We start from the raw sequence: 23229 nt of genomic DNA, 5'->3' as shown, positions 1-23229 counted from the left end.
CATGTGGTGCAGCGACGTGAACTTCGGCTGAACCGGACAGCGCCACACACGGCACCGACACCGGCACCGGCACCGGCCTCGGCCCGGCGCCGGTGACCCGCCGCCCGGCCGGTGAACCCCGTGATGGCCCACGTGCCGGAGACCTCGCGCACGAGCAGATCAGCAGCACGTTGATCAGCGGATGCCAACGGCCGCGGTGCGAGCGCGGGCCAGGGACGCGCGCGAGGCGGGCGCGCAGACGCCCGATGCCGCGCTCGTCGAGCAAACCCTGTTCGGCAAGGACGGCAAGGATGGCAAGGACGGGCGAAGGTGAGCGGGCCGGCCCGGGACCTCTTCGTGGTCAACTGGCTTCGACGCCAACATGATCACTGGCTCCGTGCCTGTTCTGCTGCGGCGTCAACTCCCACCGCACAGCGACGATGGACCTGACGTCCTGACGTCGGCCGTTCGCTCCCTGTGAGGTCTTGCTCCGCGCCCGTCGACGCCGGCCTGACGACCGTCCAGACCGGTGCCGACGGGGCGACGTCATGAAGGGACGCCGAGCGGCGGGTGCTCAAGCACGCGCGGCTTGTACTCGACCAGCTGGATGCGGCCGTCGAAGGTGCGGTGCCCGATCATCTCGAGGGCGACGTCCGGATGGCCGTCGTAGATGCGTTCTTCACCCGTGGCCCCGGTGATCACCGGGAACATCACGACCCGGAAGCGGTCGACGAGTCCGGCCCGTGGCAGGGAACTGCACAGGCTGAGGCTGCGGCTGCCGATCGCGCCGAGGAGCCCCGAGCCGTTCGACTTCATGGCGCGGACCGCCTCGACGGCGTCGCCGCGGACAAGCGTGGACTTGGGTCACGCCGGTACGGAGACGACCGCAGCCGTCCTGGCATGGGCCCTGCACCGGCTGGCCGGGCATCCCGATCCCGAAGCCCGGCTGCACGCCGAGGCGGACGTCGTCGTGCCCCACGGCGTGCCCGCCACCTTCGACCCGTTGCCCCGACGGGAATTCACCAGCCGCGTCATCACCGAAACCCTGCGCCTGGACTCAACGGCCTGGGCACCCTCCCGCGTCGCCGCGACCGACACCGAGTTCGCCGGACACCCCGTCAAGAAGGGCACCACGGCCGTCTGCAGTCCTTACCTCATCCACCGCCAGGCCACGCTCCACTCCCGACCCTGAACGCTTCGACCTCGAACGCTTCGATCTCGAATGATTCGACTTCGAACGCTTCGACCCCGACCGGTGGGACGGCCCGGCCGCCCGCGGACGCAACACCGCGCTGATCCCCTCCGGCGGCGGCGCCCGCACATGCATCGCCGAAACCTTCGGAACGACCGAAGCCACCCTCGCCCCGGTCGGCTGGAGCGGCGCCCGACCGTGCGGAGCACGCCACTTCACCCCGTCGTCGACGAGGCAGTGCATCGCGCCGACGATCTCTCGGCGATGCCATTTCTCCGGTCGGCGATGTCGCCCGACTTATCCGCCAGCCGGACCGGGTTCACCCGTTCGGTCGGTTTTCCTCCCCTGATGGGATGAGTCGCCGCGCGGAGCAGACGGAAAGACAGGGCCCGGATGGCATTCTTGATCCTTTGCCCGAAAACGTTCCAGGAGTGGTATGGCCATGTCCCCGGCGGTCACGTCCACGAGGCTGCCGTCCCTGACCGGTCTGCGCTTCGTCGCCGCGTTCGGTGTGTTCCTCTGTCACGTGGCAGTGTTCGTCGTCGCGCAGACGGGCGAGTGGCGACAGCTGATGATTCTCGGTCTGCTGGGCCCGGTCGGTGTGTCGCTCTTCTTCGTTCTCAGCGGGTTCGTCCTCACGCTCTCGGTGCGGGGGACGGACACGGCCAGAGGGTTCTGGCGGCGGCGGATCGTCAAGATCTACCCGAGCCACCTGGTCGTCTGGGTGCTCCTGATGGTGCTCGCCCACGGCATCGGGATGCCGCGGCCCAGCGTCGGCGCGGTGACCGCCCCGACCCTGCCGGGCGATGTGGCCAACGCCTTCCTGGTGCAGGGCCTCGTTCCGCTGCCCGGGATCGGCCTGGCCGGCAATGGCGTCGCCTGGTCGCTCACCTGCGAGCTGGTCTTCTACCTGCTCTTCCCCTGGCTGCTGCCACGGGTCAAAAGGATCCCCGAACGACGGCTTCTGGTCGCGGCCGGGATCACCGTGGCGGCGGCTTGGTCGGTACCACTGCTCCTGACGGCCGTGAACGGCACGCTGTTCGGACAGGGGCCCCCGGGCGGGCAGATCAGCGAACAGCAACTGATGTTCGTGTACCTGTTTCCGCTGAGCCGCCTGCCGGAGTTCGTCCTGGGGATGATCCTGGCCAGAATGCACACCGGCGGGCGCCCCGTCCGGGTCAGGGCCGTCGCCTCGGCCGCCTTGCTGTGTGTGACCCTGCTCGTCGGCGCCGCGACGCTCCCCACCCCCTTCCTCATGGCCGCGACCACCGTCGTTCCCGTCGCCCTGCTGATCCGGGCGACAGCAGCACTGGACGTACATGCCAGAAGATCCCTGCTGCGCACACCGGGCATGGTCTTCCTCGGTGACATCTCGTACGCCTTCTATCTGGTCCACGCCACACTGATCGCGGCCGTCCTGTACTACATCGGCGGCGGGTGGGGCCCGGCACCGGTTGCCGCGGTCTCCTTCGCGGCGGCGCTGGGGGTGGCCTGGCTGCTGTACACGCACGTCGAACAGCCCTGCATGCGCCGCTTCGCCGCCGGCCGACCGCGCCCCTGACCGGCGGTTGTGGCCTCCCGTACCCTGTCCGAGGAGGACTGAGAACTCGCCGCCGTGACAAGGACGGAGAGTTTTTCCTCGCCTGGGCCGGGCGTAGTCGGCGGGCTGCGCATGCGGGCAGGGTGGTGGTGCGGGTCAGCCGGTGCCCAGGGTGTTCAGCATCGCTGCTGCGACATGGTCGGCGGCGTGGTGGTGGCCTTTGGCATCGGGGTGTACGAGGCCGATCTGGTCGGGAGTGCTGGTGTGCAGGCCTTCCACCCATTTGTCGGTGTCGCAGACGCTGTGGTTCCGGGAGGAGGCATAGAGGTCGACGAAGCGTGCGGCGCGGTGCGTGCCGACTGACTTGCCGATGGCTTCGTTGAGGGGTTCCAGGACGTCCTTCCGCAGCCAGGTGAGGTCGCCGCGGGTGACCGAGGCGAAGTGCCTCCAGTCGTTGTAACGGCATTTCGACGAGTCGTCCGGGATGATCGTGGGATAGCCGACGGCCAGAACCGTGGCGTGCGGGGCCCGTTCGTGGAGCAGGGTGAGCATCTGGTCGTAGCCCTGGCTCACCTTGGCCAGCCGGCCCGGGATGTCTGCGGCGAGACCGTCCCTGCAAGGAGTGCCGACGCCGCCGCTGTCCGCCCCCAGTCGCATGCACCTCAGCAGGATGCCGGCGAAACCGAGGGTGTTGCCGCCCACGCCGACGGTGATCACGTCGGTGTCCGGGCGCACTGCCTCGGACTGCGCAGGCACCGCGGGAAACGGGTGGTCCTGATCGGTGGAGAAGGGCGGCAGATGACGGCCGAACGGCGCCTGCGCCTTGAAGGTGACGTCGCCGATCGTGGCGGCGCCGCAACTGACGTTGGTCAGGCCGAAGAGCGAACCGAGGTCGCGCTCGATGATCTGCGGGTAGGACCGGTCGGTGCGTTCGCAGCCGTCGCGGGGGACCAGGCCCGGCAGAGCGGCATGCTGCGCACGTATCCGCCCAGGTTCTCGTCGTCGGTGCCCACCAGGGCTTCGGTGGTTCCCGGCAGGCACTCCACGCCTTCGATCTTGTACTGCGGGAACGTTCCGAGCACCGACGGCGCTGCATCGAGCGTGATGTGTACGTGGCCCGCCGCGGTCACGCTCACCCGGCCCGCGTCGCTCACCGCGGAGTCGAAGGGCCCGTCGTCACCGGCGTCGGACGCCGAACTGACGATGAGCCGACCGGAGTCGGTCACCGAGATGTCGGAGATGTGCCGCGTGCCCTCGTCGGTCGGGTAGGCCGCCCGGTAGGTCCTGCGTGTCACGGTGGCGAACTGCGGCTGCCCCCGCGGGGTGAACATCAAAGGCGCTGTGTACAGCGTGGACGGACGTTTCGTGCCGGCTCCTCGGTCCGCCCACACCGCGGCGAGTCTGCCGTTGGCTGCCACGAGTGCGAAGCTCTCGAAGTCATCGCCTTCCCCGACGGCCGGCAGCGGCGAGTAGTCGACGACCCTCGCCATGGACCCCGTGACCTTGAGGTGGTGGACGATGCCGCGGCTGGCGAGGGCCAGGTACTCTCCCGCCCTTCCGGGAACGGCTTCGATGGCCTCCAGGTCGACGGGCTGCGGACCGTCCCAGGTGATTGGTGCGACGCGGACGGAGCCTTTCCTGTGGGTGATCCGGGACAGGCGCTGCTGTCCGGAGCGCTTGTTGTCGTGCACGACCAGCACGCGCACTGCGGCCCCGCCGTCAGCCGGACCCTCATGGGCGAGACCGCTGACACCACTGCGGGCGTCGTCCCCGACCTTCTGCCATGAGCTGCCCGCCCCGGCCGGGACGGCGGCGAACAACATCAGCAGCGCGGCCGCCGCGGCAGGGCAGGCCATACGGTGCACCATCCAAGACCTCATGAGAAGTCGCTCACCTTCACTGTCCGGCTGACACGCACTCACGCGCCGAATGCCAGAGTATTGATCACGCCCGCATCCAGTGATCATGCTGAGCGCAACACGACGACGGTTACGCCATCCGCCGCCGTGCGGCTGAAGACAGCACGAATCACCGGAGACGTGGCCGCAGGCGGAAGCACCGCGGCGGCGGTCGGGGCCTGGACCGTCTTCGAGGACGAAGCCGGATTCCCGATGACGCCGCCGACCCGCCATGCCTGGTCCCGCAAAGGCCACACGCCCGTCGTACGTGTCCGCGGACGCTCCCGGCGCAGGTTCTCCATCGTCGCGGCGGCTCGCTGCGAACCGGGAGCACGCTCCTGCCCGATCTACCGGCCAAACGGCACGAGGACCACAGACGCGGCGGTCGGCGCAGCTTCAACCTGGACCGACTGCCGAAGCCTTCTCCAGGCCGCGCACCAGCAGCTCGGCGGCCCGATCGCCCTCATCGCGCTATGAGGTCCATCGGATGCACGAAGTGGCGAACCGGTTGGTCTGACGGAGCAACGGCGGCGCCCGCCCGGGGAAGACGACCCAGGGGCGGGCGCCGCGTTCGTTCTGCGGCCACGGGGACGACGCTTCCGGTGAGCCCCGGCCGCGACAGGACGGAGAGCTTCCGTGAGGCGGTCCAGCGTTCGTCGAGGGCCTGCACGGGACGGTCGACCAGATGCCGCGGTGTGCCGTTGCAGCCCGGCGGCGTCCCGCACGACGCAGCCGACCGGGGCCGCATGGATGGTGGGGCAGGGATCAGCTCGGCTGGTCGCCGGTGTACCGGTAGATCTCGGCGCCGCTGTTGATGTGCCACACGGTGCCGTCGGCGCCGGCGGCGATGTCGATGGCCGTGCCGGGGATCTTGATCCACGGATTGCCGCCGCTGGCGTCGTTGTTGGTGTAACGGTAGATACTGCCGGCGGGGTCGACGCCCCACACGTTCGTCCGTGAGCCCACCGCGATGCGCTTGAGGCTGCCGTTGACGCTCTTCCACGGGTTCGCGGCGTCCTGGTCCCCGGTGTACCGGTAGATCTGGTTGCCGGCGTTGACGCCCCACACGGTGCCGTCGGCGCCCGCACCGATGTCGCTCAGCGCCCCGGGGATCTTGATCCATGGGTTGGTGTCGTGGTTCGTGTACCGGTAGATGGCGCCCGCGGAGTCCACGCCCCACACGTTCGTCCGTGAACCCGCGTCGATGCGGACCAGGCTGCCGGAGATGCCCTTCCACGGGCCGCCGTCCTGGTCCCCGGTGTACCGGTAGATCTGGTTGCCGGCGTTGACGCCCCACACGGTGCCGTCGGCGGCCGCGCCGATGTCGCTGAGGCCCCCCGGGATGTTGATCCACGGGTTGGCGTCGTAGTTGGTGTACCGGTAGACGGCGCCGGCTGCGTTCACACCCCGCACCGTCGTCCTGGACCCGGCCGAGATGGCAGTGAGAGCACCTGCGACCTTCACCCAATCCGCCATGACAAAACACCTTTCCCCGAGCTTTTGCTGACCCGGCCATCCTCGGTGAAAAGACGAGCTGACAGAATGCGCGAATGCCTGTCTTAATGCTGAATGAGACTGTAAATCGATGTTTCATGGCGTATCGCCTTGCAGGCCGGGGCGCGCGAGAGAAGCAGCCATGAGCGTTTCGACTGGAAGTGTTGTCACTCTTACGGGAGGGCTTACCGGGTTCGTGCTTCCCGTCGGGGCGTTCTCGCCGGCCGGGGTGGACGGACCGGTGTCGACCGGGGTGGACGGACCGGTGCAAGAGGTTGTGAGGCGGCAGCGGCGGGTCCGAACAGATATGTCTTTCGCAGACAGTTGACTGATGTGCAAGATCGATTCTTTCTGTAACTTCTGGGTCAGAATCCATGCAACCCGGCGCTGCGCGCTCCAGCAGTCGTTCTTGGGAGTGCCGGATTCACCCAATGAGGGAGTTGCGTCGTGCGGGACGGACTGGAGAAGTACGCCGTGGGCCTGAGGCTTGCTGACCGCCACGGAGCGGTGGAAGGGCGCCCTGGAGGGTTCGATCTCCTCGACATGCGCTGGGATCTACTGCCAGGAGTCTTCTCGCCCCTGCACACCGCTTCCACCGAGTTGTTCACCAGGTGGGTTCCGTACCCGGTGGGAGGTCGTTTTCTTGAGGTCGGCAGCGGTACCGGTGTGACCGCGGTGACCGCTGCGCTGTGCGGATGCGCACAGGTGACCGCGGTGGACATCACCGAGGCCGCCGTGTGCAACACCCGGATGAACGCCGCCCGGCACGGCGTCACGGAGCGGGTCCGCACCCTCCGTAGCGACCTCTTCGACGCTCTGGAGCCCGGCGATCGGTTCGACCTCATCTTCTGGAACTCCAATGTCGTGGAAGCTCCCCGCGATTTCGCGTGCGCGAGGGAGATCGAGTTGGCGATCTTCGATAGCGGCTACGTCACCCACGAACGGTTCCTGCGACAAGGCTTCGAACGGCTCGCGGACGGTGGTCGCCTTCTCCTCGGGTTCAACAGCCTGGGGAATCTCCAGGCCCTTCACGGCATCGTCGAGGGCCTGGGCCTGTGCATCCAGCCGTTGGTGAGCGCGAAGCGGCAGGCCGGCTCGTTCGAAGTGGAGTTCCAGCTTCTGGAACTGGCTCCTTGCGTGGACGCAACGGCATGACAGGGACTTCCCCGACGGCTCTGCCGCGGGGTCAGATCTCCAGTGCCACGTTGTAGCGGCGCAGCCAGTCGTTCAGACCCAGGACGAGTTCGGCCCCCGGCCGGATGTCCTGGCTCGCGTCGACCGCGGATGCCCGGGCCACGACGGCAGCGTCCAGCAGGGGCTGCACCGGCGCATCGCCGTCACGAAGGACTGCCCGTAGCCCGGTGCGCAGGGCTTGCGTGTACCGGGGATCCTGCGTGCTGGGATAAGGGCTCTTGATCCGCTGCGCGATGGCCGGGGGCAGCAGGTCGCGGGTGGCGGCGCGTAGCAGGGACTTCTCCCGGCCGTCGAAGGTCTTCATGGTCCAGGGGGTGTTGAAGACGTATTCGACCAGTCGGTGGTCGCAGAAGGGGACGCGGACCTCCAGGCCTGTCGCCATGCTGGCCCGGTCCTTGCGGTCCAGCAGGATCTGCACGAAGCGGGTCAGGTGGAGGTAGCCGATCTCCCGCATCCGGTGCTGCAGGCCCGTGTCGCCGGCCAGACAGGGGACTTCGGCCAGAGCTTCGCGGTAGCGCCGGTCCGTGTAGCCGTCCAGGTCGAGTTTCGTGCGCAGGTCTGAGTCCAGCAGGGCCTCGCGGGTGCCTGTGCTGCCGGAGAATCCGCCGGCGACGCCGGCAGCGATCCACGGGAAGGTGTCGGCATTCACGCTCTTGGGATCGTGGAACCAGCGGTAGCCACCGAAGACTTCGTCCGCGGACTCGCCTGAGAGCGCGACCGTGGAGTGTTCGCGGACCGCTTTGAACAGGAGGTAGAGAGAGGTGTCGCCGTCGCCGAACCGGGTGGGGAGGTCGTGAGCGGTCAGGACGGCCCCGCGGTGTCCGGGGTCGGCCAGGTCGGCCGTGTCCAAGATGATGTCGGTGTGGTCGGAGCGCACGTGCGAGGCCAGGGCATGGGCGTAGGGGGTGTCGGGGGTGGAGCGCAGACCGTCGGCGCTGAAGTTCTCGGCATGGCCGCTGAAGTCGACCGCAAAGGTGCGAACCGGTCCGCTGCTGCGCTGGGCGGCGAGGGCGGTGATGACCGAGGAGTCCAGGCCGCCGGAGAGCAGGGAGCACAGCGGCACGTCCGAGATGAGCTGGCGGGCCACGATGTCTTCCAGGAGTTCGCGTACGCGGGCGACGGTGGTGTCGAGGTCGTCGGTGTGCTCGCGGGCCTCCAGGGCCCAGTAGCGCCTGACCGCCAGACCACGCCGGCTGACCCGTGCGGTGTGGCCGGGCCTCAGCTCGTGCATGCCTTTGTAGACGGCGTGCCCGGGTGTCCTGGTGAACGCGATCAGTTCCGCCAGGCCCTCGGCGTCGACGCGGGCGTGCGCCGCGGGATGGGCCAGGACGGCCTTCGGCTCCGAGGCGAAGAGCACCCCGTCACTGGTCGGGTAGTAGTACAGGGGCTTGACGCCCATCCGGTCGCGCACCAGGAGGAGTTCCTGGTCACGGGGATCCCACAGGGCGAACGCGTACATGCCGTTGAGGCGGCCCGCGAAGTCCTCGCCCCACTGGAGGTAGGCGTGGAGCACCACCTCGGTGTCACTGCTCGTGCGGAGGACGTGCCCCAGACCTTCCAGCTCGGCGCGCAGTTGCCGGTGGTTGTAGACCTCGCCGCTGTAGGTGGTCACCAGTACAGTGCGGCCGTTTCGCTCGACCGTCATGGGCTGCGTACCGCCCGCGACGTCGATGACGGCCAGGCGGCGGTGGCCGAAGGCGGCGTGTCCGTCGAGCCACAACCCGGCCGCGTCGGGACCGCGGCAGGCCATCGGCTCCGTCATCGCCTCGAGCGTCATGCCCTCCGCGGAAAGGTCCCGGTCGTAGGAGATCCATCCGCTGATTCCGCACATGCCCGTGACTCCTCTGCGTCATCCCGCGGGGCCGGTGCCGGACCCGGCGGCTGACCAACGACCCTGCCATCGCTAACCCGCCCGGCCAGAACACCACACGGCCGCAGCCGGCAGACGCAAAGCGCGGGCACACTCACCCTCCCGAGTACCTTCTCCGTCACCCCGAGTGCCGTTTCTCCTCCCGTGCCCTTGGCCCAGGGTGTTCGGCGGCGGCCGCCGTCACAGTCCTAGTGACGGTCCGGCCCGGCTGGTCGATCGCGATCTGCGATCTGCGATCTGCGATCCGCAGGCCCGGCACGGTGGCCGTGGTGAGGCTGAGACGGGCAGCCGTGTTCAGGTTGACCTCCCCGTACGGGCGCACAGGAGACCGGAACAGCGCGGAGCCGCTGATCCCACTGGAAGTCAGGCGCCCTGTACTCCCCGGCCCGCCAGTTGGGCTTCCCGGAGGCGGTCTTTCGCGGTCAGGTCCCAGGCCGCGACGGCGAATTCGCTGCGCCCTGCCCCTGTCGTGCGGACCTGCAACTGCCACGGACCGTCGGTGGACGGGTAGAACCGCAGGGTGAGAACCTGCTCGTCGGCCAGGTAGACCTCGGCTATCGAGCGGTCGACGATCACGCGGAGCTCGACGGGGGCGTCGGGACGTGTCGCGGCCGGGCACGGCGCGGTGTACGCCCCTCCCCGTGCTCGTGCGTCCTGTGAAGCGTGAGCGCGGTCGACGATGAGGTGGCCTGCCGTGGGGTCGAGGCTGATGTCGAGGTACTCGGATCCGTCGGTTGAGGTGATCAGGCGCAGTCCGCTGGTACCGGTGGTGTCCGGGACGAGGACGGCGGTGAGGTCGAAGGTGTGGCAGACCTGGCCGAGTTCGGCCGGCCCGGTCCGCGTGACGTGTCCGGTTCCGTGCAGGACGAGCGGACCGCGCAGGGCCAGCAGTTCGCGGGCGGGGCGCTGGGCGACCGTGCCGTCGGCGGCGAGGCTGACCTCCCGGGGAAGCGTGAGGACGCCTGCCCAACCCGCTTCGTGCGCCCAGGCATCGTCCCGGGCTTCCCAGGCCCAGCCCCACATCAGCCAGCGGTCTTCTCCGGGCGCCTTCAGCAGGGCGGGGGCGTAGAAGTCGGGGCCGTGGTCCAGCGGCACGGGGCCCGTGACCGCCGTGAAGCGTCCGTCCTTCTCCCGGCCGGTGACGACGGTCGTGTGGCTGGGGCCGCCCTGCGGGGTCCAGTCGCTGAGGACCAGGACGCTTCGGTCGCCGAAGGTGGCGTACTGGGGGCACTCCCAGCCGATCGGACCCGTGCCGGCGGCGGTGTCGCTGGTGTGGAAGGGGCCGCGGTAGGTCCAGTGCTCCAGGTCGCCGGACTCGTACAGCTGTGCCGCGGCGCGGCCGTCGTCGAGGGCGGAGCCGACCAGCATCCGCCAGCGCTCGTCCTGCCGCCACACGTAGGGGTCCCGGTACATGGTGGTGCCGGCGGGCGGTTCGGGGATGAGCAGGTGGGGGCGTTTGGTCCAGGTGCGGCCGTTGTCCGACGACTCGGCGGTCGTGATCGGCTGCCACCAGCGGTCATTGCGGTGGGCGGAGTAGAAGGCCACCATGCGGTCGCCGTCGGAGACGGCGTTGCCCGAGTAGCAGCCGTCGGCGTCGTGGCCGCCCGGGGTAGGGGTGAGGGCGACGGGGAAGGGTTCCCAGTTGATCAGGTCGGGACTGCGATAGTGGCCCCAGTGCACGTTCGCGTGCTGGGGGCCGTGCGGGTTGTACTGGAAGAACACGTGGTAGTGGCCGTCGTGGAAGACCAGGCCGTTGGGGTCGTTGATCCAGTTGCGGGGCGGTCGCAGATGGACGGCGGGCAGGTGGGGGTCGGCAGGCGACGTGGACACACGGGGCCTTTCTCGGCGCGTGCGAGGCGCACGGAAGTCATGAGGACGCGGCGGAACCGCCGGCGCGGTGCGGGGGTCAGCCCTTGACGCCGGTGGAGGCGATGCTGTTGACGAACGACCGCTGGAACGCCACGAACAGGGCGAGGACCGGCACGGTGATCATGGAGGCATAGGCCATGATCTGGCCCCAGCCCACGTTCAGCTGGAAGAAGTAGGAGATGCCGACCATCACCGGTCGCAGTTCCTCGCTCTGTACGACCATCAGCGGCCACAGGTAGGAGTTCCAGGCGGGCAGAAAGGTGAGGATGGCGACCGTGGCGACGGCCGGACCGGACAGCGGCACCACGATGCGGCGGTAGATGGTGAACCAGCCGGCGCCGTCCATGATCGCCGCTTCGTCGAGTTCCTTGGGGATGCTCTGGAAGAACTGGTGGAAGAAGAAGATCGAGAAGGCGTTGGCGACGAACGGCAGGATCTGCACCTGGTAGGTGTCCATCCAGCCGGTGGTCCACTCCAGGTGGAAGCCGTTCACGCGGAGCAGCGGCAGTTGGTTGACCCACCACACGAGCGGCAGCGCGAAGGTCTCGAACGGCACGATGAGGGTGGCGATGATCACGGTCAGGACGAGCTTGCGGCCGGGCCACCGCATTCGTGAGAGCGCGAAGGCGGCCAGGCTGTTGACGATGATGCCGAGCACCACGGTGATCGACGAGATCAGCACGGAGTTCAGCAGGAACTGTGCCGCGGGAACCCGTTCGAACATGCCGGTGTAGTTGTCCAGCGACAGGGCTCCGACCGGCAGGAAGGCGCTCGGCGAACCCAGGTCGCCGAAGATCTGGTCGTCCGTCTTGAACGACGAGACCAGCATGAAGACGAGCGGGAGCGCGAAGACCAGGGCCAGGACGATGCGACCGGCGTGACCGCCGAGCCGCTTGAGGAGGGAGGTCATGTCAGTCCTTCTCCCGGGTCAGGAAGCGCTGGACGAGCGACACGGTCAGGACGAGTACGAAGAAGACCAGCGAGACGGTTGCCGCGTAGGCGGTCTGCTGCTGGTCGTAGCCGGTGCGCACCGCCTGGTAGACGACGGTGGTGGTGGAGTCGAGCGGGCCGCCTTGTGTCATCACCCTGATCTGGGTGAAGAGGCTGAACGCCGCGATCGTGATGGTGACGAGCACGAAGGTACGGGTGGCACGCAGCCCCGGCCAGGTGACGTGGCGGAAACGGTGCCAGGTGGTGGCGCCGTCGAGTTCGGCGGCCTCGTACAGCTCGACGGGGATGGTCTGCAGGCCGGCCAGCCAGATGACCATGTGGAAGCCGACGCCCTGCCACACCGACATCAGGATGATGGCGGGCATCGCGGTGGCCGGGTCGCCCAGCCAGTCCGGGCCCTGGACGTGGCCGAGGGTGAGCGTCGAGATGACGTGGTTGACCAGGCCGTCCTTGCGGTAGAGGAAGGTCCACAGGAGGGACACCACGACCATCGAGGTGACGACCGGCAGGAAGTAGACGGTGCGGAAGAAGTTGACGCCCCGCACCTTCGCGTTGACCAGCAGGGCCAGGGCCAGGGCGAGTCCGGCCTGGAGCGGGACGACGACGGCGGCGAAGTACGCCGTGTTGCGCAGGGACTTGTAGAAGACGGGGTCTTCGAAGAGCTGGGTGAAGTTGCGAAGGCCCACGAAGCGGGCCGGGGTGGGCGAGATGAGCCTCGCGTCGGTGAAGGCCAGGGCGAAGGCGAGGACGACCGGTACGACGAGAAAGACGATCAGCAGCACGACGGCCGGGGTGGCCATGCCGAGGGCGGTGAGGCTCTGACGGCGACGGGCGTTGGTCGTTCGGGTTCGCCGGACCGGACACAGCCGCTCGAGGGCTGCGATCTTGGTGGTCACGGTATCTCCAGGGAGCCGGTCCGGTTCGGGCGGCACGGGCGGGGACCGAACCGGACCGGGGCATGTCAGCCTGCGTAGTTGTTGTTCGTCTTCAGGTTGTTGTCGATGTTCTTCGCGGCCTGACCGAGAGCGCTCTCGGGGTCGGCACCGGCCAGGATGTCCTGGGCCGCCTTCTGGAACTCGGTGGAGATGTACGGGTAGGCCGGAGTGACCGGACGCACCGTGGCGTACTCGCGCGCGAACTGGACGAGCACCTCGAACTTGCCGCCCGGCCGGTAGTCCGCGATCTGCCGCGCGGCGGCGTCCGTGGCGGGGATGGTGCTGGTGGCCTCGGCGTAGTCGACGAAGTACTTGGTCCGGCGGGAGAACCTCAGCCACTCCTGCGCGCCGTCCTTGTCGGAGCAGGTGGAGCTCATCGCCCACTGCCAGGAGGCGCCGCCGATCTTGGGCCCCTCGCCGAAGTCGACCGGCGGGAGGATCACCAGGTCGTCGCCGAGCTTCTGGGCGTTCTTGGCCGCGTTCCAGCTGCCGTCCCACTGGATGGCGCTCTTGCCGGCCAGGAAGTCCTTGTTCGGGTCGGCTCCGGACTTCTTCGCCATGTACCCCTTGGTCACCAGCGAGCGGAACCAGTTGCCCCACTCCACGGACTCCTTGCCGTCGAGCGTGCCCGAGGCGGACTTGTGGCCGTTGCGGTCGATCAGATCCCCGCCGAAGCTCTGCAGCTGAGGGGAGTAGGCGTACGGCCACCACTCGCCACTGCCGCCGGTGCCCATCTCCAGCGGGTAGGCGAACTTGCCGCTCTTCCTCAACTCGGCCAGCGCGGCGTCGAACTCGCCTTTGGTCCATGGCTTGCCCGGGGTGGGGATGCGGATGCCGTGCTCGTTCAGAACGGACCCACGGGCGAACAGGGCCAGGGAGACGTCGTAGAAACCGAAGGAGTACAGCTGGTCCTTGTACGTGCCGACCGTGCTCGCCAGCTGGTCCTTCACCGGCACCTCGCTGCCGGAGACGTCAATGGGGGCCAGATAGCCGCCCCAGGCCCAGTTCGCCACGTTGGGGCCGTCCACATCGAGCAGGCAGGGCAGCTTGCGGGCCGAGGCGGCGGCCACGACGGAGTTGTTGTAGTCGGTCTGCGGGAACGACTGGAGCTCGACCGTGTACTTGTCCTGGGAGTCGTTGAAGTCCTTGATGATCTTCTTGACGACATCGAGCTCGGCCGAGTTGCCGGCGTTGTGCGTCCACAGGGTCAGCGTGTCGCCGCCGGCGCCGGACGAGCTCCCGCCAGGGCCGGACGCGCACCCGGCGACGAGCGCGGTCGCCGCCGCGGCGGCTACACTCGCAAGCGCGAGGCGCCTTCTTCTGAACACCACGGGGTTCCTCCATCTCACGGAGGCAGGTCTTGCAGGACCTGCCCTTGGCGACCGGTTGCCTCGGTCGCTGTTCTCGGTGGCCGTCCCGCCCCCCGCTGCAGGGTCATCGCAGCGGGGGGCGGGACGGCTGTCTTCGGGTGCCGGTGTCACGCCCCGGCGGGTGCGCCCAGGGAGGCACGCTCCATCAGCGGCATGGGTACGCGGTGTACGGCCGCTTCGAGCGGCCCGCCGCGGAGGATCAGCTCCACGGCGAGGCGTCCGAGCCGGTGGTGCGGCAGTTTCAGCGTGGTGAGCGCCGGCCGCAGCACGGATGCGATGTCCTGGTCGTCGAACGAGATCACCGACACGTCGCCCGGCACCGACAGCCCCGCCTCACCGAGCGCCTGGTAGGCGCCGAACGACACCCTGTCGGCCAGGCACACCAGCGCCCGGGGACGGATCCCCGCCGCCAGCAGGGCGGACACCTCCCGGTAGCCGTCCAGCGTGTCCCAGTCGCACTCGATGACGCCGTGCAGATGTGCGCCGCCCTCGCGCAGCACTTCCTCCAGGCCGCGCATGCGCTCGTTGCCGGCGATGATCCCCTCGGGCGTGGCCGGGACCGCCTGGTGGCCGCCGATCGCCCAGATGCCCTCGGTGTGACCGGCCGCGAGCAGGGCGCGGGCCGCGCCCCGGCCGGCCTCCAACTCGTCCGGGACGACGGACGGGGCGTCGAAACCCGGGGCCAGGCAGTTCAGCAGCACCACGCGGCGCCCGAACAGCTCCTTGGGCGGAGTGACGTACCGGGTGAACATGGTCGCGTAGATCACCGCGTCGACCTGGCGATCCAGCAGCGCGTGGACCAGGGACGACTCGGCGGCACGGTCGCCGCCGGCCTCCGTGATGAACAGCAGGTGGTCATGCTCGCGGGCGGCCTCCATGGCGCCGCGGATCACGTCGCCGGCGAACGGCGTGGTAGTGATCCGGTCCGAGACGAGTCCGATGGTCTGCGTGGACTTCGTGCGGAGGCTGCGCGCGGTGACGTTCGGGCGGTAGCCCAGTCGCCTGGCCGCTTCCAGGACCCGCTCCCGGGAGGCGTCGGAGATGCGCATGTCGGTGCGGCCGGACAGGGCGAACGACGCCGTCGTCGGCGACACGCCCGCCTCGCGGGCGACGTCGGCCATGGTCACGCGGCGTTCGGACATCGGTGGATCAGCTCCGCTCGGCTAAATCGGATTAGCAAGATGCGACGAGAGTGCTTCACTCGTCATGCGCTGTCAACACCCCGGACATCTCGCCTACGTAACGACGACTCTATGCAGGGTTTTACACCCTTCTGGACAACGTGAAGTTGAAATCCGTATGCGTTAGCTCTTGCTTTAGCGGCGACGGCACGCGAACCATGCCGAACCATCACCTAAATCGAATTGGCAGGTCGTCAGGTCGCGGTCTGTCACGCAGCCCAGGAGGCAGCATGAGGAGAAGAACAGCCCTGAGGGTCGTATCCGCCGCAGTCGGCGGCGCCGCCGTGCCACTCCCGTTCGCGCCCGCTTCCGCTGCCGCCGGCGGTCGGTCCGGCCCTCGGAAGCCCACTGCCCGCTGGGACTTCGACGAACGGTCCGGCGCGGTCGCCCGCGAGGCGGTCTCCGGATCGGCCACCCCGGTGGACCACGTCTTCAACGACGCCCGGTACAAGCCCGACAGCGACCCGGTACGCCGCCGTGGCGTGAGCGGCCGAGCCCTGTACTTCGACGGCTGCTCCACCTGCGTCACCGCTGAGGGGCCCGGCGGGCTCGACCCCGCCGGCGGCATGACCGTCGACGTGTGGATCGCCCCCTACGCCTACGAGCACGGCATCGACGGCAAGCCCCAGGCCCTGGTCAACCAGCACGACCCCGGTACCAGGACCGGCTTCCTGCTCGGACTGCGCCGCTTCGGGCAGATCGTCTTCCAGCTGGGCTTCGGCACCGACCTGATCGAGGTCCGGGGCGCTCCGGACCAGCCGGCCGCCAAAGGCAGGTGGAGTCACATCGCGGCCACCTACGACCCGGCCGCCCACCAGCTGCGCCTCTACCGCGACGGCCGCCTGATCGGAACCGCCGCCACCCCGGCTAAGGCCCCCGGACCGGCGCCCGGCGAGCCCCTCCTCATCGGGAAGCACAACCGCCCGACCCTGCTCAACGGCGAGTTCCACGCCAACATGTACATGGGACTCATGGACAGTGTCGTGATCCGCCCGGGCGCCCTGGACGACTCGACGGCACGCCGCGAGCACGTCGAGAAGGTCGCCGCGCTGCCCGGCCACCGCGTGCCCCGCCCCGACCTGGCCCCCCACCGGACCCGTTTCGACGGCGACCGGCACCGCCCCCAGTTCCACATGCTGCCGCCCTGGCACTGGATGAACGAGCCGCACGCGCCCGTGTACTTCAAGGGCAAATACCACATCTTCTACCAGCACGACCCGCTCGGACCCTTCTGGGGCCAGATTCACTGGGGCCACGCCGTCAGCACCGACATGGTGCACTGGCGCGACCTCCCCATCGCCCTCGCCCCCGCCGCGGACTCGGCCGGCCCGGACGGCATCTGGTCGGGATCCGCCTGCGTCGACGGCGACCGCGGGCCGGTCCTCTTCTTCACCGGCGGCGACGACCGCCTGCCCTACCGCCAACGCACCGGCCTTGCCGTGTCCACCTACCGGGCCGACGGCGACACCGACCTGCCCACCTGGACGATGCGCTCCGAACCGGTCACCGAAGCCCCGGCGAATCTGCCGGCCGGCCCGGGAACGGCGTGGGCGGAGAACTTCCGCGATCCGTTCGTCTGGCAGGAGGACGGCGTCTGGTACCAGCTCGTCGGCAGCGGCATCGTCGACTACGACGGTACGCGGGTCACCCGCAAGCACGGCGGAACCGCTCTCCTCCACACCGCCCGCAGGCCCGAGGGGCCCTGGACGTACCGGGGGCCGCTGCACCGGAACGACCTCACCACGCTGCCCGAGCCCGGCGAGGTGTGGGAGCTGCCGGTGCTCCTCCCGCTCCCTGATTCCCGCGGCCGGCGCACCGGCAAGCACATCCTGCTGATCTGTCCGTGGTGGGAGGGGTTCGACCCGAACGCTGTCAAGCACACGTACTACTGGACGGGCACCTTCGACAAGCGCGAGCACCGCTTCGTGCCGGACCACGACAAGCCCCGCGAGTTCGACTTCGGTGAGCACTTCACCGGCCCGTCCGGCTTCGTCACCCCCGACGGCCGGTCGGTGGTGTTCAGCATCACCCAGGACCGCCGTACCGAGCAGCAGCACGCCCAGTCCGGCTGGGCACACAACGCCGGCATGCCCGTGTCCGTCTCCCTGCGCGAGGACGGCACCCTCGGGGTCGAACCGATCGCCGAGGCTGCCGGTCTGCGGGGCCGGCGACTCGCCCGCATCCGGCAGACCTCGGTGGCGGAAGCGAACCGGCGGCTCGCCGGGGTCTCCGGCGACCTGCTGGACATCAGCGCCCTCATCGAGCCGCGCGGCGCGCGGACGATCACTCTGGCGGTCCGGGCCTGCGCCGACGGCGCCGAGGAGACCCTGCTGACCTACGACACGGCCGAGCGCCGCTTCCTGATCGACCGAGGCCGCTCCAGCCTCGACCCGGACGTCCGCAAGGGCGTCCACGGCGGCAGCGTGGACCTCGACGACGGGCGCCTCGCGCTCAGGGTCCTGCTCGACCGCTCGATGCTGGAGGCGTACGTCAACGGCACCAACAGCATCACCAGCCGCGTCTACCCCACCCGCGAGGACGCCACCGGCCTGCGCCTGACCAGCGAGGGCGGATCGGCCCGCGTCGTGTCCCTGGACGTCTGGCGGATGAACGGCGCCTACGACACGCCGGTCGTGCCCGCCGCGTACGACCCGCCGCGCCCGGCGGACGTCGGCGCGCTGCCCAACCACGACTTCGCCACCGGCGACCTCACCGGATGGACCGTCGTCTCGGGCACGACCTTCAGCGACGCCAACGTCACCACCCGCACCGACTGGGGCTGGGGCGGCCCCTTTTACCAGGCGGAGACCGAGGACGACCCGGCCGGCCACCACCTGTGGGGCTTCAACCCCTCCGCAGGCGGCGACGGCGCCACCGGCGTCCTGCGCTCCACCACCGTGGTCCTCGGCGGAGACGGTGTGATCGACCTGCTCGTGTCCGGCGGCAACGACCCCGACCGGCTCTACGCAGCCGCCGTCCGCGCCGACGACGGCAAGGTACTGGCCAAGGCCACCGGCCGTGGCACCGAGCAGTACCGACGCGTCGTCCTCGACCTTTCCGCCCACATCGGCGACCGGATCCACATCGAGGTCGTCGACCGGGCCGACGGGGGCTGGGGCCACATCAACGTCGCCGACGTCAACGTTCCCGTCCGGCGCTCCTGAGCCTCCGGCCCCGCCCCGCATACGCGTCGGCCCCGGACCGCGCCGCACCAAGGGCTGACGTCCTGCTCCGCCCGCTCACCCCGACCCCAAACCGACGGAGGTCGCCATGCGAATCCGTGCACCGTCGAGAGCCGCGACCAGACACAGCCTGGTGCGTCCGCCGCCCGCACCCGCGATATGCCGGGGCCTGGCAGCACCCCCGATGACGAAGACCGCCGACGCGGCCGAAACCAGCCTGCCGGACCCCGACTTCGAGTCCGGCGACCTCAGCGGCCGGACCACCACCGGAACCGCCTTCACCGGGTCCGTCACCGACGACCCGGGCTGGGGCCGGGGCTGCTGCTTCGACCATTCCGCCGACGGGCTCCGCCACCCGTGCGTCGCACCGCAAGCACGCATGAACGGCCCGGGCGCGCAGGGCAGCGATCGCGTCGTCGCCGAGGCCGTAGGCGGTGTGGGCGTCACCGGCATCCCTCAGGGTGTGTCGCTGGGGATCACACAGTTCTTCGGCTGTTCCCTGCCCGTCGGCCAGCCCAGGCCCACGAACTTCAGCCTGCCCTCACCCTGGCGGCCCGGGTCGAGTTCCACGATCGCGGCCGGCTTGTCGTAGGCGTTGCCGCCCGTCGTGAGGCAGATGAGGCCGCTGGTGCCCTGGACGCGATGGCGGGAGTGGAGGAGGGACCACTGGCGGCCCACGTCCTCGCGGGCGGGGACCGCCGTCTCGGGGCCGCCCTTCTGGGCCTGGTGGAGGGCCTTGCCGATGGTGATGAGGCCGTCGTAGACGAGCATCGTGCGGGAGTCGTCGAGGTTCGGGGCGGAGCCGAGTTCGATGCCCTCGCGCCGGGTCTGCGCGATCTGGCCGCGCAGGGTGTCCAGGGCCGCCTTCGGTTCGGTGAGGTACTGCGGGAGGTCCCGGGCCTTCGGCGCGCCGTGGTGAGTGGCCGTCCACGTCTTCGTCCAGGCCGTCAGTTGCGTGGTCCAGGCGTCGGGGTGGGCGGGGGCCGCGTACTGGACCGTCACCTTCGCCCGGCCGCCGTCGCCGCGGAGCCGCTCCCAGTCCTTCTCTCTCATGTCCTGGCGCAGAGAGGCCGCGTCGGAGCCGCTGATGATGGTGTAGTGGCGGTCCTTGCAGCCGACCTGGGCGAGCTTGAGGGCGAAGATACGCAGATGGAGCGTGCGGCCGGCGAAGTACACCGTGTCGGCCTCGGAGTCGCAGATGTTGTTGGCGGTCTGCGTGAACTGGTTGCCGGTGGAGCCGGCCTCATCGATGGACGGGGACTCGAAGGACATCGCGGCGGGCCCGGCCGGCCCCTTCTCCTCGATCCGGCTGAACGCCTTCGCGAGCGACTCGTTGTAGCCGTCGGGGCGTTTGTCGTAGACGAGGACCGTCTTGAGGTTCTGCCGGCCCCGGTCGCCGTTGTAGTCCGCCAGGGCCTGGGCCGCGTCGTTGTTGGTGGGGAGGATGCGGGCGAGCCCCGGGAAGCGCAGCTTGGCCATGCCGTCCGCCCGGTCCTCGTTCGCGATCCTGTCCCCGCTGATGCGGGCGGCCAGCACCGGGATCCTGTTCTCCGTGAGGCGCCGGACGGCCGCTTCCGTGTCGGCGAGACTCAGGTTGAAGCCGGTGACCGCGCGCAGCCGGTCCTCGGGGGAGGCGGCCATCCGCAGCAAGGTGTCCACGACCTTCGACTGGCGGCCGTAGTTGTGCCCGGGGTTGGCCAGGACGAGCCGGATCTTGGGGGGTTCGCCCTCGCCCGCGTTGGCCTGGCGCTGCCCCAGGTACGCGCCCTGCAGGTCGCTGCGCATCTGGCGGCGCAGGGCCTCGCGGTCCGACTGGAGCGGCAGCATCATCGCCACCGTGACGTGCGGCTGCTTCTCGATCCTCTGGTTCTCCCGGGCGACGGCCCGGGCCACGTCGGCGATCTCCGGGGTGCCGAAGTCGTAGCCCTCGCCGTTGACGCCGACGCACTCGCCGTCGATCCGCTCGACGCCGTCGGCGCAGGTGTCGGGCTTGCGGATGAGGGAGGTGGTGAGTGCGACGCCCGCGACGAGCACCACCACGACCAGCAGCGAGTAGAGGATCTTCTTCCATCTCGGCATGCCCGTTATCTCCTTCGCCGGAGCTGTTCGGTGCAGGTGCAGCGCAACAGGGGTTGTTCGTTCTCCGCCAGGGCGCTCCAGTCCGTCGCCGTCCTGCTGAGCCGGTTCGCGCCGTCGAAATCCATGATCGAGAGCAGGTCGAGCAGCTTGGCCAGCGTGCGGGCCGTCTCCTTGCCGGTCGGTCTGGTCCGCTCCTCGCACAGCCACACCGCGTGCAGGAGCTGGTCGACGGTGCGGCGCAACGGTGTGCCCTCCGTCGCCACCAGACCCTGGGCACGCTCCCGCCGGGCGTCCGCCCCGCCGGGATACGGCGCCTGCGCGATCTCCAGCAGCTCGGCGCACCACTCGAGGGGGCGGCCGGGGAGGGCGGCGGCGAGGTGGGTGACGACGTCGTCGGCGCCGCCGGACACCAGGTGGTGGTTCATCTGGTGCGCGGTCAGGGTGCGGAAGGCGTCGCCCGAGGGGGCCTCTCCCGCTGCCGCGCGCCGCGCGTAGTGGTCGCGGAGCAGGTGGTGGTCGGCGTACCAGGCGGCGCCCTCGGGGCGGAGGCCGTAGAGCCGGTGCACGAGGAGCTGGCGGAGGCCGAAATCGCCGATGAAGTGGCGTTCGCAGGTGGGCCAGCCGGTGTCGGTGAGGAGCCGGGCCACGTGGTGGGCGGTCAGGCGGTGGAGGTGGCCCGACTGGTGGTGGCGGAGCAGCACGTCCGCGCACTCCGTGTCGTGTGCCACCGACAGATGGGTGAGGAGGTCGAGCCAGTGCGTGTGGTGCTCGGTCGGCAGGCGCACGGGGAGCTGGCCGAGGATCAGTTCCCGTAACAGTACGTCCGTGACGGGACGTTCGGGGGCGTTGTCGCCGGGGAGCCGTAAGGGGGCTTCCAGGATGTCCCGGTCGTTGGCGTCGGCCGGCATGCGGAAGGTGGCGGCTGCTGCTGCGAGGCGGATCACCGTGTGGGGCCGGCCCCCGCTCAGCCGGGCCACGGCGGCGTCGATCCGGCGGCGGTTGGCGCCGCCCTCAGGCTCGGCGCGCTGCTGTCTTCGCACGGTCTCCCGGCGGAGCTGGTCGCCGGTGAGCAGCGGCATCCGCAGCAGGAGCACGCCGTCGGCGAGCGGTGCCCGGTCGGCGCCTTCGCCCGTACGACGGGACCAGGCCGGCGGAGAGCCGTCGGCGGGGCGGTACTCCGCCGGGGACATCGCCTCCTCGGGCGGCAGGCCGCCGTGCAGGAAGGCGCCGCCGTCCGCGCGGCGTGCCGTGCCGACGATGACGACGCGGTCGTGCTGCCCGCCCCGGCGGTCGGTGAGGACGGCGCGCAGCAGTTGCTCGCCCAGGGACGACTCCGCGTGGTCCAGCAGCAGGCCCGGGCGGCCGACCCGGCGCAGCCAGCCGGCGGGGGAGGCGTACGCCGCCTCGAGATCCTCGCGCAGGGCCCGGAAGAGGAAGCCTTCCGCGACCTCGCGTGCCTCGCCGCCGGCCTGGAAGTCGGCGGCGAGGATGCGCAGTCCGATCCTGGGCTGGCCGGCCGCGCCGGGATAGGCGCCGTAGAGCCGCTGGAGTTCCGCCTTGCCCCGCGGCGCCGCGCGCTCGAAGAGGGCGTCCAGCAGGGCGTTGCTGACGGCCGCCGAGTACGGGTCGAACGCCTGCCCGGAGAGGGTGGTCAGCAGGTTGCGGATGCTGCCGTGCAGCACCCCCCGCCAGAAGTCGCCGGCGCCCAGGCCGCGCAGGCGTGACCGCTGGGCGAGGTCCTCGTACCGCTCGGCCTCCGTCGCCACGTCCTGGGGCGTACCGTCCCCGGCGCCGGTGGCGGTCATGGCGAGACCGGCGAAGAGCCGCGGGAAGGAGAACGAGCCGCCCGTGCCCTGCCAGGTACGCAGTCGACGGGCGACCTCGACCAGGGCCTCGGTGGCGCCCGAGCGGGCACCGGGCTCCGGGTCCGCGCGGTCCGCGTACACCGGGGAGGCACAGTCCAGGTGGACCAGCGGCACCTTGGCGGCGAAACGGTCCCTCACGGCTCGCAGCAGCCGCCCTTTGCCCATGCCCGGGCCGCCGGTGAGCAGCACGACGGGCAGGTCGGGGCCGTACAGCGGATCCCGGCTCGCCCCCGACGGGGCCCGCCCGAACAGCCGGGCGAAGAAGCCCTCCTCGTCGAGGAGTCTCTCGAACCCCAGTTCTTCACACACGGTTCCCCCATGCAGCGCCTGCCCACCCGGGAGCGGGTGACCCGTGACCGATGTGCCGGAAAGATCCAGTGGAACACGGAAGGGTCTGATCGGACAACGGGGGCTGCATGAAAGGAAGTTGGTTGCAGTTCCCACGCGGGCCGGTCCGGCGCCGGCCGCACGTGCGGCAGATCGTCCGGGCCGCCGGGAAGACGTCCGCGTAGACCGTGGGGTCCTTGCGGACCAGAGCCGAGCGGTGGCTGCGACGGAAGGCGTCGTCGCCCAGCCGGAACGGGAGTTCATCCTCGGCGGCAGATTCGGAGCGCCCCGCGGGTGCCGGCC

General features: G+C 69.9%; 16 protein-coding genes and 2 pseudogenes. 6 read left to right on the top strand and 12 right to left on the bottom strand.

From position 1 onward, the window contains the following. The first annotated feature begins 181 nt into the window (after positions 1-181). Entirely contained in the window at positions 182-313 is a 132-nt protein-coding gene (locus KM933_RS39515; RefSeq protein ID WP_260333883.1) for a hypothetical protein, read from the top strand. A 212-nt stretch (positions 314-525) separates the two neighbouring features. Here the strand turns inward: KM933_RS39515 and KM933_RS21000 are convergent. After that, positions 526-837, bottom strand: a pseudogene (locus tag KM933_RS21000) (dihydrofolate reductase family protein); the annotation flags it as partial. A gap of 1 nt (position 838) precedes the next feature. Between KM933_RS21000 and KM933_RS20995 the strand changes: the two are divergent. Together KM933_RS20995 and KM933_RS20990 are read left to right on the top strand one after the other, a co-directional pair. After that, positions 839-1171: a cytochrome P450 gene (locus KM933_RS20995; protein ID WP_260333908.1), complete on the top strand. Its 333-nt coding sequence runs from the start codon at positions 839-841 to the stop codon at positions 1169-1171. Positions 1172-1607: 436 nt separating this feature from the next. Next, positions 1608-2732 (top strand): acyltransferase family protein, encoded by a 1125-nt coding sequence (locus tag KM933_RS20990; protein WP_221354397.1) that lies wholly within the window; start codon positions 1608-1610, stop codon positions 2730-2732. 135 nt (positions 2733-2867) lie between these two features. Here KM933_RS20990 and KM933_RS20985 read toward each other — a convergent pair whose 3' ends face one another. After that, positions 2868-3584 (bottom strand): SGNH/GDSL hydrolase family protein, encoded by a 717-nt coding sequence (locus tag KM933_RS20985; protein ID WP_347355173.1) that lies wholly within the window; start codon positions 3582-3584, stop codon positions 2868-2870. Further along, on the bottom strand, positions 3581-4567 hold the full coding sequence (locus KM933_RS20980) for a hypothetical protein (protein ID WP_260333882.1): 987 nt from the start codon (positions 4565-4567) through the stop codon (positions 3581-3583). The genes KM933_RS20985 and KM933_RS20980 overlap by 4 nt, the downstream gene beginning before the upstream one ends. Positions 4568-4744: 177 nt before the next feature. Here KM933_RS20980 and KM933_RS40625 point away from each other — a divergent pair. After that, positions 4745-5077: pseudogene (locus KM933_RS40625) on the top strand (hypothetical protein); the annotation flags it as partial. A 297-nt stretch (positions 5078-5374) separates the two neighbouring features. Here the strand turns inward: KM933_RS40625 and KM933_RS20975 are convergent. Further along, positions 5375-6085, bottom strand: coding sequence for a tectonin domain-containing protein (locus KM933_RS20975; protein WP_221354394.1), 711 nt, complete (start codon positions 6083-6085; stop codon positions 5375-5377). A 465-nt stretch (positions 6086-6550) separates the two neighbouring features. On the opposite strand from KM933_RS20975, the gene KM933_RS20970 reads away from it, so the two are divergent. Next, complete coding sequence (locus KM933_RS20970; RefSeq protein ID WP_308013484.1) at positions 6551-7258, top strand: methyltransferase; 708 nt, start codon at positions 6551-6553, stop codon at positions 7256-7258. 31 nt (positions 7259-7289) lie between these two features. On the opposite strand, the gene asnB is transcribed toward KM933_RS20970, so the two are convergent. From asnB to KM933_RS20940, 6 genes are all read right to left on the bottom strand, one after another. Further along, on the bottom strand, positions 7290-9128 hold the full coding sequence (gene asnB / locus KM933_RS20965; RefSeq protein WP_221354392.1) for an asparagine synthase (glutamine-hydrolyzing): 1839 nt from the start codon (positions 9126-9128) through the stop codon (positions 7290-7292). Positions 9129-9530: 402 nt separating this feature from the next. After that, positions 9531-10997, bottom strand: coding sequence for a glycoside hydrolase family 32 protein (locus KM933_RS20960; RefSeq protein WP_221354390.1), 1467 nt, complete (start codon positions 10995-10997; stop codon positions 9531-9533). A gap of 76 nt (positions 10998-11073) precedes the next feature. Beyond that, positions 11074-11946 (bottom strand): carbohydrate ABC transporter permease, encoded by an 873-nt coding sequence (locus tag KM933_RS20955; RefSeq protein WP_221354388.1) that lies wholly within the window; start codon positions 11944-11946, stop codon positions 11074-11076. A gap of 1 nt (position 11947) precedes the next feature. Then, positions 11948-12883: a carbohydrate ABC transporter permease gene (locus KM933_RS20950; RefSeq protein ID WP_221354386.1), complete on the bottom strand. Its 936-nt coding sequence runs from the start codon at positions 12881-12883 to the stop codon at positions 11948-11950. Positions 12884-12948: 65 nt separating this feature from the next. Beyond that, on the bottom strand, positions 12949-14253 hold the full coding sequence (locus KM933_RS20945; protein ID WP_221354384.1) for an extracellular solute-binding protein: 1305 nt from the start codon (positions 14251-14253) through the stop codon (positions 12949-12951). 146 nt (positions 14254-14399) lie between these two features. Continuing rightward, on the bottom strand, positions 14400-15434 hold the full coding sequence (locus KM933_RS20940) for a LacI family DNA-binding transcriptional regulator (RefSeq protein ID WP_260333881.1): 1035 nt from the start codon (positions 15432-15434) through the stop codon (positions 14400-14402). A gap of 269 nt (positions 15435-15703) precedes the next feature. Between KM933_RS20940 and KM933_RS20935 the strand changes: the two genes are divergently transcribed. Further along, complete coding sequence (locus KM933_RS20935; protein WP_221354382.1) at positions 15704-18637, top strand: GH32 C-terminal domain-containing protein; 2934 nt, start codon at positions 15704-15706, stop codon at positions 18635-18637. 474 nt (positions 18638-19111) lie between these two features. Here KM933_RS20935 and KM933_RS20930 read toward each other — a convergent pair whose 3' ends face one another. Then, the gene (locus KM933_RS20930) at positions 19112-20734 is read right to left on the bottom strand and encodes a type 1 periplasmic-binding domain-containing protein (protein WP_221354380.1); all 1623 of its coding nucleotides are present in this window, start codon (positions 20732-20734) and stop codon (positions 19112-19114) included. A gap of 5 nt (positions 20735-20739) precedes the next feature. After that, the gene (locus KM933_RS20925; protein WP_221354378.1) at positions 20740-22908 is read right to left on the bottom strand and encodes a hypothetical protein; all 2169 of its coding nucleotides are present in this window, start codon (positions 22906-22908) and stop codon (positions 20740-20742) included. Positions 22909-23229 lie beyond the last annotated feature (321 nt).

This window comes from Streptomyces beigongshangae, assembly GCF_019710745.1.
Classification (GTDB): domain Bacteria; phylum Actinomycetota; class Actinomycetes; order Streptomycetales; family Streptomycetaceae; genus Streptomyces; species Streptomyces beigongshangae.
This window is presented reverse-complemented; position numbering and strand designations above follow the sequence as displayed.

Coding starts and splice junctions, on each gene's coding strand:
- KM933_RS20980 (WP_260333882.1), bottom strand. CDS start 4,567: ATGGCCTGCCCTGCCGCGGCGGCCGCGCTGCTGATGTTGTTCGCCGCC.
- KM933_RS20940 (WP_260333881.1), bottom strand. CDS start 15,434: ATGTCCGAACGCCGCGTGACCATGGCCGACGTCGCCCGCGAGGCGGGC.
- asnB (WP_221354392.1), bottom strand. CDS start 9,128: ATGTGCGGAATCAGCGGATGGATCTCCTACGACCGGGACCTTTCCGCG.
- KM933_RS39515 (WP_260333883.1), top strand. CDS start 182: ATGCCAACGGCCGCGGTGCGAGCGCGGGCCAGGGACGCGCGCGAGGCG.
- KM933_RS20975 (WP_221354394.1), bottom strand. CDS start 6,085: ATGGCGGATTGGGTGAAGGTCGCAGGTGCTCTCACTGCCATCTCGGCC.
- KM933_RS20935 (WP_221354382.1), top strand. CDS start 15,704: ATGAGGAGAAGAACAGCCCTGAGGGTCGTATCCGCCGCAGTCGGCGGC.
- KM933_RS20990 (WP_221354397.1), top strand. CDS start 1,608: ATGGCCATGTCCCCGGCGGTCACGTCCACGAGGCTGCCGTCCCTGACC.
- KM933_RS20955 (WP_221354388.1), bottom strand. CDS start 11,946: ATGACCTCCCTCCTCAAGCGGCTCGGCGGTCACGCCGGTCGCATCGTC.
- KM933_RS20930 (WP_221354380.1), bottom strand. CDS start 20,734: ATGCCGAGATGGAAGAAGATCCTCTACTCGCTGCTGGTCGTGGTGGTG.